General features: G+C 62.6%; 12 protein-coding genes. All 12 read right to left on the bottom strand.

The window, feature by feature from the left end; all coding sequences use genetic code 11:
* A partial coding sequence (locus RMO81_RS06635) for a Xaa-Pro peptidase family protein (RefSeq protein ID WP_310475006.1) occupies nucleotides 1-1,241 on the bottom strand: 1,241 nt, incomplete at its 3' end.
* An 87-nt stretch (nucleotides 1,242-1,328) separates the two neighbouring features.
* Entirely contained in the window at nucleotides 1,329-3,641 is a 2,313-nt protein-coding gene (locus RMO81_RS06630; RefSeq protein WP_310475005.1) for a TonB-dependent receptor domain-containing protein, read from the bottom strand.
* Nucleotides 3,642-3,984: 343 nt separating this feature from the next.
* Nucleotides 3,985-5,208 (bottom strand): 5-aminolevulinate synthase, encoded by a 1,224-nt coding sequence (hemA, locus tag RMO81_RS06625; RefSeq protein ID WP_310475004.1) that lies wholly within the window; start codon nucleotides 5,206-5,208, stop codon nucleotides 3,985-3,987.
* A gap of 20 nt (nucleotides 5,209-5,228) precedes the next feature.
* Nucleotides 5,229-6,077, bottom strand: coding sequence for a putative photosynthetic complex assembly protein PuhE (gene puhE / locus RMO81_RS06620; protein WP_310475003.1), 849 nt, complete (start codon nucleotides 6,075-6,077; stop codon nucleotides 5,229-5,231).
* Between the two features lie 13 nt (nucleotides 6,078-6,090).
* Nucleotides 6,091-7,170: a magnesium-protoporphyrin IX monomethyl ester (oxidative) cyclase gene (gene acsF, locus RMO81_RS06615; protein WP_310475002.1), complete on the bottom strand. Its 1,080-nt coding sequence runs from the start codon at nucleotides 7,168-7,170 to the stop codon at nucleotides 6,091-6,093.
* The gene (locus RMO81_RS06610; protein WP_310475001.1) at nucleotides 7,170-7,463 is read right to left on the bottom strand and encodes a hypothetical protein; all 294 of its coding nucleotides are present in this window, start codon (nucleotides 7,461-7,463) and stop codon (nucleotides 7,170-7,172) included. Before RMO81_RS06610 ends, acsF begins: the two co-directional genes overlap by 1 nt.
* The gene (gene puhC, locus RMO81_RS06605) at nucleotides 7,463-8,020 is read right to left on the bottom strand and encodes a photosynthetic complex assembly protein PuhC (RefSeq protein ID WP_310474999.1); all 558 of its coding nucleotides are present in this window, start codon (nucleotides 8,018-8,020) and stop codon (nucleotides 7,463-7,465) included. Before puhC ends, RMO81_RS06610 begins: the two co-directional genes overlap by 1 nt.
* A complete protein-coding gene (puhB, locus tag RMO81_RS06600) occupies nucleotides 8,017-8,628 on the bottom strand; it encodes a photosynthetic complex putative assembly protein PuhB (protein ID WP_310475007.1) in 612 nt (203 codons plus the stop codon). Before puhB ends, puhC begins: the two co-directional genes overlap by 4 nt.
* A gap of 39 nt (nucleotides 8,629-8,667) precedes the next feature.
* Nucleotides 8,668-9,447: a photosynthetic reaction center subunit H gene (puhA, locus tag RMO81_RS06595; RefSeq protein ID WP_310474998.1), complete on the bottom strand. Its 780-nt coding sequence runs from the start codon at nucleotides 9,445-9,447 to the stop codon at nucleotides 8,668-8,670.
* 289 nt (nucleotides 9,448-9,736) lie between these two features.
* Nucleotides 9,737-10,447, bottom strand: coding sequence for a magnesium protoporphyrin IX methyltransferase (bchM, locus tag RMO81_RS06590; RefSeq protein ID WP_310474997.1), 711 nt, complete (start codon nucleotides 10,445-10,447; stop codon nucleotides 9,737-9,739).
* Nucleotides 10,448-10,458: 11 nt separating this feature from the next.
* Nucleotides 10,459-11,358 (bottom strand): ferredoxin:protochlorophyllide reductase (ATP-dependent) iron-sulfur ATP-binding protein, encoded by a 900-nt coding sequence (gene bchL / locus RMO81_RS06585; RefSeq protein ID WP_310474996.1) that lies wholly within the window; start codon nucleotides 11,356-11,358, stop codon nucleotides 10,459-10,461.
* A 14-nt stretch (nucleotides 11,359-11,372) separates the two neighbouring features.
* Nucleotides 11,373-13,116, bottom strand: a 1,744-nt coding sequence (locus tag RMO81_RS06580; RefSeq protein ID WP_310474995.1) for a cobaltochelatase subunit CobN, incomplete at its 5' end; no start/stop codon positions are given.

The following is a 13,116-nucleotide window of genomic DNA, read 5'->3' as shown; positions in this document are numbered from 1 at the left end:
GTGAACCACTGCGGCCCGGTTTCGGTCATGTGGAAACAGTCTTCCAGCCTGATGCCGAACCGGCCTGGCAGATACAGGCCGGGCTCGTTGGAAAAGCACATGCCCGGCGCCAATGGCGTCGTCTCGCCATGCACAAGATTGACCGGTTCGTGCACATCCATGCCGATGCCGTGGCCGGTGCGATGCGACAGACCGGGCAGTTGATAGCGCGGGCCAAAGCCGCGACTTTCGTAAAAGCGCCTGACCGCATCATCCACCTGGCCCGCAGGAGTGCCCAGTTTTGCCGTTGCCTGCGCCACCTGCTGGCCTTGGGCCACGATATCCCAAACCCGCCGCACTTCATCCGGCGCGCGGCCAAAAACAAAGCTGCGTGAAATATCCGCAGCATAACCGCCAACGTCGCAGGTGCAGTCCAGCAGCACCACTTCGCCTGTGCGCACCAGCTGCGGGTTGCGGGACCCGTGCGGATAGGCCGATGCCTCCCCTAACAATACGCCGCTGCTGGTGGATTTCCCGCCAAGCGCTGCAACGGCACTGTCGATCAGCGCGGCGATATCCGCCGGCTTCATGCCGGCCTTGATGCGCGGATGGGTCCAGCGCAGCGCCGCCAACATCACATCATTGGCGGCCTGCATCAGGGCGATTTCAGCTGGAGTCTTTACCAGCCGACAAGCGCGCACCACCGCATTGGCCGAGACCATGCCGGCGCCCGGCAACTGCGTGGCCAGCCCATCGCTGATGAAAAAGCGCACGCTTTCCTCGATGCCGATCTTTGCCTTGGCGGCACCAATTTCGTTCAGCGCGGCGGCCATCAGCGCCAGCGGGTCCTCGTCTTCCTGCCATACCCGCACCCCGGCCGGGATGCCCAGGCTCTGGCGAATGGACGGCTCTTCGAAAAAGGGCGTGACGATGATCGGCTCGCCACTGGCCGGGATGATGGCAGTCGTCACGCGCTCGCTGCGCCGCCACTGCACGCCGGTGAAATAATCCAGGCTGGCGCCCGGTTCCACGATAATCGCGGCCATGCCGGCCTTGGCCATCAACGCCTGGGCGCGCGCAATGCGGCCGGCGCGTTCGGCGGGATCAATGGGCTTTATGCCGGCGGTGATTGGCTTGAGCCCACTGGTGTCGATGCCAGTATCGGTGGCGGCAGCGCGCAAAGGTGCCGGCATTGCAGCCAGCCCGGCAAGGCCAAGGGCGGTGGCAGCGAAGCGGCGGCGGTTCAGGCGATGATCAATCATCACCCGAACGTCGCAGCTTTGGTCATAAAAGCAAGCGGGGGCGCCGCCAGGCCGGCAACGCCCCCGCAAGTCAGGAGTCTGGAGGGATCAATAATCCTTGCGCAGCGTGATGAAGAACTGGCGCGGCGCGGCCGGCAGCAGCGTCTGGTTGTCACCAGCAAAGCCGAAGCCGTTGGAGCCGATGGTGGCAATATAGCGCTTGTCCAGCAGGTTGGTCACGGTGCCTTCGATGGCCAGGCCGTTCAGCCAGCGATTGTCGCTGGTGAAGCGATAGCCAAGCTTGCCATCGACCACCACGCGGCCACCCACCGACTGATCGTTGGAAAAGCTGAAGAAGCGCTTTGACATGCCGTTGGCGTTGGCGCGGCCATAGAAATTGCCATCGTCGTACACGACTTCCAGGTTGCCGATGTGGCGCGGGCTGTCCACCACGGTGCGGCCGCGAATGGCCTGCACCACCACGCCGGCGGCGTTCACCACGTCGTCGCGATATTCATTGTCGTTGTAGGCATAGCTGGCGGTGATGGTGACATTCTTGACCGGCTGCCATTGCACGCCCAGTTCCGCGCCGAGCGAGCGGACATCACCCACGTTGGACAGGATCGGCGCATTGCCGACAATGCCCGGACCCTGCGGGATGGCCAGCAAGCGGTTGGAGAAGTTGACCAGATAGGCGCTGACGACGCCGGTCAGGCTGCCCTGGCCAAAGCGGAAACCGGCTTCGAACGTGTTGCTCTTTTCCGGCTTCAGCTGATCACGCAGCACCGCGAAACCTGCCGCCGATGAAGCGAACGGGCCGGTGGTTGCGGCGCCGACGAAGCCACGCTGGTTTTCGGTGAAGCCAGCGAAGAATTCGTTGTTGCCGTCGATCTTCCAGAGGATGCCGATCTGCGGCAGGAACAGATCTTCCGATTCAATCTGGCCCAGCGCCAACGGGCCGGGGACAGGGTTGATGGCATTGGCGGACAGCGAAACATTCTGGCCCTTGAAGCCCCAGCTGATCGACACATCGCTACCAACTTCGAACGTGTCCTGCACGGAGAACTGGAAGATGTGGGTGCGATAGCGGTTGTTCCACTGGGTGAAGAACGGGTTGCTCTGATAGGTCAGGGCGCTGGTGATCGGCACGGTGGTGCTGGTGCCCATCGTGTAGAAACGCCGGGCCTGTTCAAAATCATTCTGTTCATACCAGGCTGTCAGCTTCAGCGTGTGGGTGGCGATGTCGGCGCTGATATCGCCGATCACGCCCCAGCGATCGACACCATATTCGGTAGTGCGGAAGCTGAGCGGCAGGCCACCCGGGCTGGCGCGATAGGGCGTGATCCACGAACCCTGGCCCTTGTTGTTGTGATAATAGCCCTGCAGGCCGGCGGTGATGCCGGTGGTCAGTTCGCCTTCCAGGCGGGCCCCGGCCAGCCAATCGCGGCGCAGACCGGCGGCATCATAATAGACATCGTCAACCGTGGTGTACGGGGCCGGGTAAACGGTGCCCAGCGTGTTGGCCGGCGGCGTCACGCCCGTATCGCCGCGATTGGCACCGATGGTGGCGATCTGCACGGCCAGCGGGAAATTGTCGGAGATATTGTCCGCGAACGGGCCAAGCCGGCCGAGCATTTCCTTGCTGAAATCCTGATAGTCGCTCTCCTTGCGGTCGGAGAAATTGACGAAGGCGGTGAAGCTGGCCTTGCCGCCCAGATCGACCACGCCCTTGGCGTTGACCTGCGTCGAACGCTGGCTGCCAAAGCCCTTCCACTTTTCCGCATCAATGTGCGCGGCGCTGATATAAGCCTTGAAACCGCCGATATCACCCGTGTCGACCGTGCCGAACAGGCGCAGCGTGTTGCTGTCGCCATAGGTGGCGTTGGCGGCGATGCCGGCCTTGTCCTGCGGCGCGCGGCTGAAGAATTCGATGGTGCCGCCCAGGTTGGACACCGAAGCAGTGCCGAGCGCGCCAGCGCCCTGCGACACGCGGGTGCGACCGATGTTATCGGCAATCACGGCGCGGCTGATGTGCAGGCCGTTGGTGTTGCCATAGCTCATGTCACCCAGCGGCACGCCATCCAGCGTGAAGCCCAGCTGGTTCTGGTTGAAACCGCGCAGCGTGATGCGGGTTGACCATTCATAGGCGCCGAACGGATCGGCCGATTGGAAGTTGACGCCCGGCAGCTTCTGGATGGCGATGAACGGGCTGCCGCCGGCAATGGTCAGCTTGATGTCAGCACCGCTGATCTCGCTGACCTGGCGGACTTCGCCCTTCCCGTAGACGACGATTTCCGCGTCTTCGGCGCCCGCTGCTTCGGCAGCGGCGGCATCGGCCGTGATGATGGCAGGCTGGGCCAGCACAGGCGTGGCGATGGCGGCACTGGCGAGCAAGGCGAGACGATGAAGCGATAGGCGCATGGTGTAGTTTCCCCGATTGAAAGGCTCGGGGCAGCCCGTGGCAGGCCAATGTTGCGCTGCAATGCAACATTGATGACCATATGGTTGCAACAGGATGACAGATTGTTGACGTGGCCCAACGGCAACAGGCGTCAGGCCCGCACCACGTCCGCGTCCCCGCTCATCAGAAACAGGTGTTGGCTTTCCAGCAGCGGCGCCAGCGCAATTGAAGCAACCAGAAGCCAAGACTGCGCTTTGCATGATGCGCCGCGCTGCTTGTTGCGACGCAACCACAACATTTGTCCCACGAAAAAGCCCGACGGGGATACCGCCGGGCCTTTCGATTGTTCGTTGGGCAGGCGGATCAGGCCGCTGCTTCAACCCGGTGCAGGGCGCACTGGCCCCAGATATCGGAAAGCGCAACCACAAGCCGTTCGATATCATCGTCGGAATGCACCGGGCTTGGCGTGATGCGCAAACGCTCGGTGCCAACCGGCACGGTGGGGTAATTGATCGGCTGCACATAGATGCCGTGATGATCCATCAGCCAGTCGCTGATCATCTTGGCCTTCTTGGCATCGCCCACCATCACCGGGATGATGTGGCTGGGATTTTCCATCTGCGGGATGCCGGTGGCGCGCAGCGCGGCGCGCACCTTGGCCACACGTTCCTGCTGGCGCTTGCGCTCGAACGGGCTGTCCTTCAGGTGCTTGACCGACGCCAGCGCACCGGCGGCAATCGCCGGCGGCAGCGCCGTGGTGAAGATGAAACCAGAGGCAAAGCTGCGCACGAAATCGCACAGCGCCTTCGACGCCGCGATATAGCCGCCAACCACGCCATAGGCCTTGGCCAGCGTGCCTTCGATCACGGTCAGTTGGTCCATCAGGCCTTCGCGTTCGGCAACGCCGCCGCCGCGGGGGCCGTACATGCCAACCGCATGGACTTCGTCGATATAGGTCAACGCGCCATGTTTGTTGGCAACCTCGCAGATATCCTTGATCGGAGAAATATCGCCGTCCATCGAATAGACGCTTTCGAACGCCACCAGCTTGGGCACCGAGGCATCATATTGGCTCAGCAGCCGATCCAGATCCTCGGCATCATTGTGCTTGAACACTTCGCACTTGGCGCGGCTGTGGCGAATGCCTTCGATCATCGAAGCGTGGTTGAGTGCGTCGGAGAAGACGACACAACCGGGGATCTTGGCCGCCAGCGTGGAAAGCGCCGCCCAGTTGGAAACATAGCCCGAGGTGAACAGCAGCGCGTCTTCCTTGCCGTGCAGATCGGCCAGTTCCAGTTCAAGTTGGCGGTGCACGTGCATGGTACCGGAGATATTGCGGGTGCCACCAGCGCCGGCGCCGGACCGATCAAGCTCTTCATGCATGGCCGCGACCACATCCGGGTGCTGGCCCATGCCGAGATAATCATTGGAGCACCAGACGGTCACATCCTGCGTGGACCCATCCGGAAGATAACGCGTGGCGTGAGGATATTCGCCGGAATGCCGCTGAAGTTCGGCAAAAACGCGGTAATTCCCGCGTTCTTTCAAGCCGTCCAGTGCTGCCTGGAAATGAGCTTCAAAGTCCATTCATCGTCTCCAAGCCCCGTTCATTGCACGGCGTTTTGTCGCGCCGCAAGCGGATTCGTGTCGGCCTTACCCGACATTATGACAGTTTCGTTAACCGATTTCTGCAGGCGCTGTCTCGCCTGCTCGGGCATCGCCCAACGGAAGATTGCCGTGTCTTGCCACGGCACGACCAAAAAGCCGTGTTCGATGAACGCCAGCGCCACTAGGGCAAACGCCAGTGCATAGCCAGTGGCAATACCGCCGCGGCTGCTGAGCGCCAGATCGGCCAGCCACGCGGCCAGCGCGGTAATACCCGACACCGACAGCAGGAAGAACCAGCGCGGCGGCGCGATGCGGAAATAGCTGGCCAGATAGCGCATGTGATCGGGCATCATCTCGGTCGACAGATGTGGCACGCCGGCAAAGATGTTGAACTTTGCCGACAGCCGCATCACGAACAGCAGCAGAAAGGTGAGCATGGCCGTCTGGTTGGCTTTGCCCCAGGTGGCCGCCGTGATGACCGCCAGGCAGCCGAACATCGCCACTTCGTGATAGATCAGCGTGGCCGCCGCCAGCCGGAATCGCCGCCAACCCCGCGCCTCTGGCGGGCAGGGATTGCGGTTCGGCCCGGTCACAAAGCCCATCAGGAACGACAGTTCGTGCCAGCCCCACAGCACCAGGGCGCAGGCAAAGGCCATATAGGCCGCCCAGCTGCTGGTTTCTTCCGCCGTGGCAATGATGCCGCCCATGGCAAAGCCGGACGCAATCGACGCCAAGGTGATGCTCACCGGCCAGGTGTGGCTCGGCAATTTGTCGAGCCACAACACGAATCCCGTGGCGACGAACCACAGCACCGTTGCAAACAGCAAAGGCAGCGCGAATTCGGTCACGACCCGGCCGCGCTTACCAGACCGGAACCATGCGCACGTTTGGCGTCACGTCCATCTTGTCCACCGGGTGGAGGTAGAGGCGCACGAACGTTGCCGCCGCCTTCAACGACAGGCCGATGCGCTTGATCTTGCCGCTGATACCACCTTCGGCAACCGCAGCGTCGATGGCATCGCTGGTTTTCCGCATGGATTCCAGCAGCGCGCGATAGCTGGGGGTATCGGTCTGCAGGCCGATCGGGAACACCTGTTTGGTGATGTCAGTGGTGATGCGGAACACGCGGAAACCAAAGTCGGTCGGATCAATGCCGAAATGCTTGTAGAGCATCGGCCGCTGGTGATCGCGCACATACATGGTGGCATAGACCGCATTCAAAAAGAAACGGATCCACAGCACGTTGAGGCCCGAGGTGAGCTTTGGATCAGCGCGCATCAGCAGTGCAAACGCCTCACCATGCCGGAACTCGTCGTTGCACCATTCCTCGAACCATTTGAAAATCGGGTGAAAGCGTTTTTCCGGGTGCTTTTCCAGATGACGGTGGATGGTGATGTACCGGGCGTAGCCGATCTTTTCCGACAGATAGGTGGCGTAGAAGATGAACTTCGGCCGGAAGAACGTGTATTTCTTGGTCTTGGTCAGGAAGCCCAGATCGATGCCGATCCCGGCGTCCTTCAGGCTGTCGTTGATGAAACCGGCATGGCGGCTTTCATCGCGTGCCATCAGCCTGAACAGCGCCTTGGCATCCGGGTTCTTCATGCGCTTGGTGATTTCGGCATAAAGGATGCAGCCGGAAAATTCCGACGTCATCGACGACACGAGGAAATCGATGAACTCCGGCTTCAGTTCCGGATCCATGGCCGCAAGCACACCGTCGAATTCGGGCGTGCGCTTGAAATGCTTCTTGTTGGGATCGGCGGTCATCTCGTCGATCAGGCTGTCCCACTCGACGCGCACGCGGCTTACGTCGATGCGGTCCATCGCGTCATAGTCGGTGGTATAAAAACGCGGGCTCAGCACGGTTTCCTGCCGCGCGATCGCCAGTGCATCGTCCTTGGTGATTTCACCACCGGCTTTGATGGGGGTCAGAGCGTTCATCACGGCTTCTCCGAGCTGAAGGTAATTTCGTAGAGTTCAGTGAGTTCCAGCTGGGCTTTCAGCTTGGTCCACACTCGTTCAAGGGGGGTGGCTTTCCACACCGTGACCGGGCGGCGCAGGGTGAGGCGTTCGCCAAAGGGCAGTTTCACCGCCGTGCCGTGGACTTTCACCTGATCACCGGGGCCGAGTTCAACATCCCCATCCAGTTCAACATGCGCGTGCAGATTGTCGAACGTGTGCTCGATCTCGATCGTGCACTCGGTGTCAAACCGATGGCGTGTAAACAAGCCCATCAGGCGCCTCCCGCCAGGAACGGCATCGACGATTGCGCCGGGGCAGGCGGGGTGATCGGCTGTTGCGGCACGCCCGGTCCGCCGGGCTGATAGGGGACCAACAGTTGAGCAAAGGCCGCGCGGTTGGTGCTGCCAAAGCTGCCCAGTTCCAGAATCCGCCCGGTGGAGGTGTCGGTCAGCGTCAACGCGCCATCGGCCCATTGCGCCACCGTCACCGAACCGGCGCGATCGACTTCTTTCAGGCGGCGCTCACGCATCAGGCCGCGCATCACGCCGCGGATGAAGCCGGTGTTACTGCCGGGCAGGAACACGAACACCAGCTTGCCGGCCGCCACGTCGGTGACCAGCAGCGCACCATCCGCCCGGTCTTCAAAACGGAAATCACGCGCCACCACCACGGCCACCTGCCGCCGTTCCCGCGATTGCGGTGCGGTTTCGGCCGCCGGCAGCAGGCCCAGCCTGATGCCGCCCACCGTGAGGATGGAAATGCCGATCAATGCGCCCGCTGCATAGAGCGCCGATTTGGGGAAGCGTTCATGGACGAATTCACCGCTCATGCCGCTGCCCCTACCATGACGGGAGCAAGCTGGGCATCAGGGCTCGCCGCAAAGCGGGCCGGATCGGCCTTGGCCAACGCATCGGCCAGCTGCGGTACAAAATCTTCCGGCACAGCGCGCAGCATCGGCTGCGGCGATCCGAATTTCCACGGCCGCACGTGCGGCCACATCTGCAGATAGGCTAGCGGGAAACGCACCGTTGGGGTGAGCGAGACATCGACCATGCCTGCGCCAGCCGGCTTCACGTCAGCCTTGCCAATCAGCGCCAGCGGCACGTTCACGCATTTGGGCAGCGCCACGCCGAAACGCAGCACGACGCGCTTGTTGGTCAGTGTGTAGATGGTCGATTTCGCCTGTGCCCGCGCCAGCACAGCCAGCACAGCCAAGCCCAGCAGCGCCACCGCCAGAGTGGTGACCGCACCCACCACGCCGGTGCCGCCAGACACGAAGGCAAAGCCGGCGACGATCAGGAACCAGACGGTGACGAGGCGCGTGTGAAAAACGCCGCGCGCCACGCCGCGCCAATCTGGCGTGCCCTGCCAGAGGATTTCTTCCCCCGGTGGCAGCCGCCCGGGCAGACCCGGGATTGGCTCGTCTTCATATTCCATCGACACAAACAGGCTCCGTCATTCCAGTCCAGCGCCGGATCAGATCAGCGGCTCGGCCCGTTCCGACGTCGCCCACAGATAGCCGGCGCCAAAATAGGCCGTGATCTTTTCTTCTTCGAGCAAGGTAACCTGATCGGCCGATTTGGTGCGCGGTACACTGGCGATCTGGGCGCCAGTGATGGCATCGGTCGTCACGCCGTCGCGGGACACGCGGGCCATGGTGATCGGCATCAGCACCGTGCCGGCACCGCCAGCCAGATCAACTTCCAGATAGCGCAGGCAGGATTCAGCCTTGTCCATCCACAGTTCCTTGACCGTGCCGGCCTTGCCGCCATCGAGACCATAGACCGGCAGACCACGCGGATCGACATCGTTGCCGTGCACATCCACCGGGTGACCGATTGCGCGCAGTGGCACAATGCGCGGGGTGCCATGCATGTCGAGATCGGGGCGATCCGCGCGCTGCGCGATCGACGCCGGGCCAAGGCCGGAGGTCAACTTGTCGCCGGTCACGTCGAGCGGTTCGCCGGCCCAGACGCGCGGCAGCACGTTGGTGGGCAGCTCGTCACGATCATTGGCCGTTGGCGTGGTCACATCGCCCAGGCCATGCGGCAGCGAGAAGGTTTTCGCCGGCTTGAAGAACAGCGAGTCGGTATCGGTTCCGCCATGGGCAGTGCCGCTCAGATCGTCCTCGACAGGATAGCCTTCGCGCCGGTCTTCACCGCGCAAATACCAGACCAAACCCAGGAAAAACAGGAAGAAGGCGAAGAAGGTAAGCTCCGCGATGTCCAGGCCACCAACCAGATGCACGTTCGTCATGCGAGGTGTCTCCCCTCAAAGTGAAACCGGTCGCGGCATTGCGGCGCCCCGACCAACCAGCGCGTATTCCCAAGCCTTGCCATCCTCGCGCCAGCGAACGGCAATGCGAATCCCTGTCTGGCCTGCAACGGCCGGAAGCCAGTGTCATAGCATGACGCCAGCGTGACACGGTAGAGCAGAAGCTGATGGGATTGCAAACTTTTGCGCCCTGCGTGCCGAATTTTACTGCACGCCGTGCGGACCCGCGGAGGACACCGGCCATGCCGCCGCCCGCGATGGCCCGAACCGCTCATCCCAACAACACTTCCTGAGCATGGCTGGTGTAAAATCCGCGGCTAACACGCTGATCGCGGCCCAACTGCGCGTGCGGCACGCTGCGCGACAGCCGCGCCTTCAACAGATCATGCGCAACCGGAATGATGCTGGGCGAACGATCGCTTTTCGGGAAGAACTGCCCGATGGCGCGCACGGTGCGCAGCAAGGGCGTGCCCGGTGCAAAGGTGAACACCAGCGAATGGCTGGCGCGTTCGGCCAGCTTGGCCGTCGCGGCGGCAATCTGGTCGCTTTCATAGTGGATGAGCACGTCCATCGACACGATATGATCGAACTGGCCAAAACTGGCATCCAGCATGTCGCCGGCGTGCAGCGAAATCCTGGCCCTGACGTCATCGGGCAGGCGCTCACGGCCGATCTCGATCAGTTGCGGCGACACGTCGATGCCCACCACTTCAGCACCGCGGCGGGCGGCTTCGATGGCCAGCATGCCGGTGCCGCAACCGGCATCCAGGATGCGGCGGCCGCGCAGATCCTGCGGCAGCCAGCTCATCAGGGTATCGCGCATTTCCTGACGGCCAGCGCGCACGGTGGCACGGATTTTCGACACCGGCGCATCGCTGGTCATCGCCGCCCAGGCTGCCAGCGCGGTGCTGTCGAAATATGTCTCCAGCTTGGCGCGCTTGGACTCCCAGCCGGCAGCCTGCTTTGGGCTATGGGCGTTCATTCAGACCCCGATCACTCGAATCCGAGGAAATCAAAGATCTCGCGATCCTTCATCGGCTTGGCCAGGCACGGTTCCACACCAGCCCACAGCAGCGCAGCCAGGCGCTTGTACTCATTCTGCACGGCCAGGATTTCCGGCGATTCGTCCATTTCAAAGATGGTGCATTTTTTCAGGCGGCTGCGGCGGATGGCATCCAGATCAGGAAACTGCGCCAGCCGGTCGATGCCGGTGGCGGCGCTGAACCGGTCAATCTCGTCGGTGTTGGCCGAACGATTGGCGATGCAGCCAGCAAGGCGCACTTCATAATTCTTCGATTTGGCCTGAATGGCAGCCATGATGCGGTTCATCGCAAAGATGCTGTCAAAATCATTGGCGGTCACCACGATGGCGCGTTCGGCATGCTGCAAGGGCGCCGCGAAACCGCCGCACACCACGTCACCCAGAACGTCGAAGATCACCACATCCGTGTCTTCCAGCAGATGGTGCTGCTTCAGCAGTTTCACCGTCTGGCCAACGACATAGCCGCCGCAGCCGGTGCCGGCCGGCGGCCCGCCGGCTTCGACGCACATGACGCCGTTGAAGCCTTCGAACATATAGTCTTCGGGCCGCAGTTCCTCGTGGTGGAATTCATGCTGTTCCAGCACGTCGATCACGGTCGGCATCAGTTTCTTGGTCAGCGTGAAGGTGCTGTCGTGTTTGGGGTCGCAGCCGATCTGCAACACGCGCTGGCCCAGCAGCGAAAAGGCCGCCGACAGGTTGGACGACGTGGTGGACTTGCCGATCCCGCCCTTGCCGTAAACGGCGAACACCTTGGCATTGGTGATCTTCTGGCTGGGGTCGAGCGCGACCTGCACGCTGCCTTCGCCGTCTCCGGGTCCCGCTGTGCGGGTCTTGTCGATTATGAGCGTCATGTCAGAAGCCTTCCTTAGGCCGCCAGGGAACCGGCGGGGGCTACGCCTTCAAGCTGATCTTCTATCGCGTCTGTCGCGGCTTGCAATGCCGCCAGCGTTTCGGCGTCGGGCTGCCAGAAATTGCGTTCCGCCGCTTCGATCAGGCGATTGGCAATCTTGGCCGCCGCGCGCGGGTTCATCTCGGCGATGCGCTGCCGCATCGTTTCGTCCAGCAGATAGGTTTCGCTGATGCGCTGATACACCCAGGAATCGACCTGGCCGGTGGTTGCCGACCAGCCGGTGGTGGTGGTCACTGCGGCTTCGACCTGGCGCACGCCTTCATAGCCGTATTTCAGCTGCGCCTCGATCCACACCGGGTTGAGCGTGCGCGTGCGGGTTTCGAGCGCGACCTGTTCCTGCAAACTGCGCACCTTGCCGCTGCCTTGCGTCTGATCGCCGATATACACAGGCGCGCTCTCGCCGCCCTTGGCGCGGGTTATGGCGCGGCTGATGCCGCCCAGCGTGTCGACATATTGATCGATGGTTGTGATGCCGAGTTCGACCGATTCCAGATTCTGGTAGGCGCAATCGACCGTTTTCAGCGCGCTGGCCAGCAGGCCGGGCTGGCGCATGGGCTTGCCATCGACGCCATAGGCATAGCCCTTCTGCTTTTCGTAGGTGTCGGCCAATTCGTTGGGATCGGTCCAGCCGCCGCTGTCGATCAGCAGATTGACGTTGGCGCCATAGCTGCCTTCGGCGTTGGAATAGACGCGTAAAGACGCCGTCGCCATGTCGCAGCCATGCTCTTGCTGGTAGGAAAGGCTGTGCTTGCGGACGAAGTTCTGCTCCGGCAGTTCGTCGGCTTCCGACGCCAGCAGCGCGGCTTCGGCCAGCATCTTGGTCTGCAGCGGCAGGAGATCGCGGAACACGCCTGACAGCGTGACCAGCACGTCCACACGCGGGCGGCCGAGCTGTTCGAGCGGGATCAGTTCGGCACCAGCCAGCCGGTTGTAGCTGTCGAACCGCGGCTTGGCGCCCATCAGCGCCATGGCCTGCGCTACCTGTGCGCCTTCACTTTTCAGATTGTCGGTGCCCCACAGCACCATGGCGACGGTTTCCGGCAGCTTGCCGGCGTCTTCCAGGGCGCGATCGAGGATGCGCTGGGCCTGCGCCGAACCATCCTTGCAGGCGTAGGCCGACGGCAGGCGGAACGGATCAAAACCGTGGATGTTGCGGCCCGTCGGCAGGATTTCCGGATCGCGCAAGATGTCGCCGCCGGCAACGGGCGGGACGTAACGGCCGTCAAGCGCACGGATCAGGCCGTTCATCTCGTGATTGACCGACAGCGCAGCATTCAGATTGGCCAGTTCCCGCAACACCGGCGTGTTGGGCACGATGCGGCCGTGGATGAGTTTCTCGATGGTGTCGCGGTCAACCGCCTCACCGCGGGCCTGGGCACTGGCGGCCAGCATGTCGATGCGGGCGTCTTCGCTCTCCGCATCGCCAAACACATGCAGGCCCTGCGGGATCAGTTCCTGCTCGATCTCGTACAGCTTGGCGGCTAGCGTGGAGAAGTCGCTGCTGTCGAGGTCGATCGCTTCGGCCTGCTCGCGGATGATCTCTTCCAGCCCCGGCAATTCCGCGCTGCCCGGCGCAGTCGCGCGCCAGCGGTCAACGCTGGCCTTGATGTCGGAAAGCCCCTTGTAGAGGCCCGAATTGGTCAGCGCCGGGGTGAGATAAGACACAAGCGTCGCGCCCGACCGCCGCTTGGCCAGCACG

The organism is Sandarakinorhabdus sp., assembly GCF_031422795.1.
GTDB lineage: Bacteria > Pseudomonadota > Alphaproteobacteria > Sphingomonadales > Sphingomonadaceae > Sandarakinorhabdus.
This window is presented reverse-complemented; position numbering and strand designations above follow the sequence as displayed.

Excerpts from the sequence above, each read along its gene's own strand:
- puhB (WP_310475007.1), bottom strand. The coding sequence starts at position 8,628 with ATGGAATATGAAGACGAGCCAATCCCGGGTCTGCCCGGGCGGCTGCCA.
- bchL (WP_310474996.1), bottom strand. The coding sequence starts at position 11,358 with ATGACGCTCATAATCGACAAGACCCGCACAGCGGGACCCGGAGACGGC.
- puhA (WP_310474998.1), bottom strand. The coding sequence starts at position 9,447 with ATGACGAACGTGCATCTGGTTGGTGGCCTGGACATCGCGGAGCTTACC.
- bchM (WP_310474997.1), bottom strand. The coding sequence starts at position 10,447 with ATGAACGCCCATAGCCCAAAGCAGGCTGCCGGCTGGGAGTCCAAGCGC.
- puhC (WP_310474999.1), bottom strand. The coding sequence starts at position 8,020 with ATGAGCGGTGAATTCGTCCATGAACGCTTCCCCAAATCGGCGCTCTAT.
- acsF (WP_310475002.1), bottom strand. The coding sequence starts at position 7,170 with ATGAACGCTCTGACCCCCATCAAAGCCGGTGGTGAAATCACCAAGGAC.
- RMO81_RS06630 (WP_310475005.1), bottom strand. The coding sequence starts at position 3,641 with ATGCGCCTATCGCTTCATCGTCTCGCCTTGCTCGCCAGTGCCGCCATC.
- RMO81_RS06610 (WP_310475001.1), bottom strand. The coding sequence starts at position 7,463 with ATGGGCTTGTTTACACGCCATCGGTTTGACACCGAGTGCACGATCGAG.
- hemA (WP_310475004.1), bottom strand. The coding sequence starts at position 5,208 with ATGGACTTTGAAGCTCATTTCCAGGCAGCACTGGACGGCTTGAAAGAA.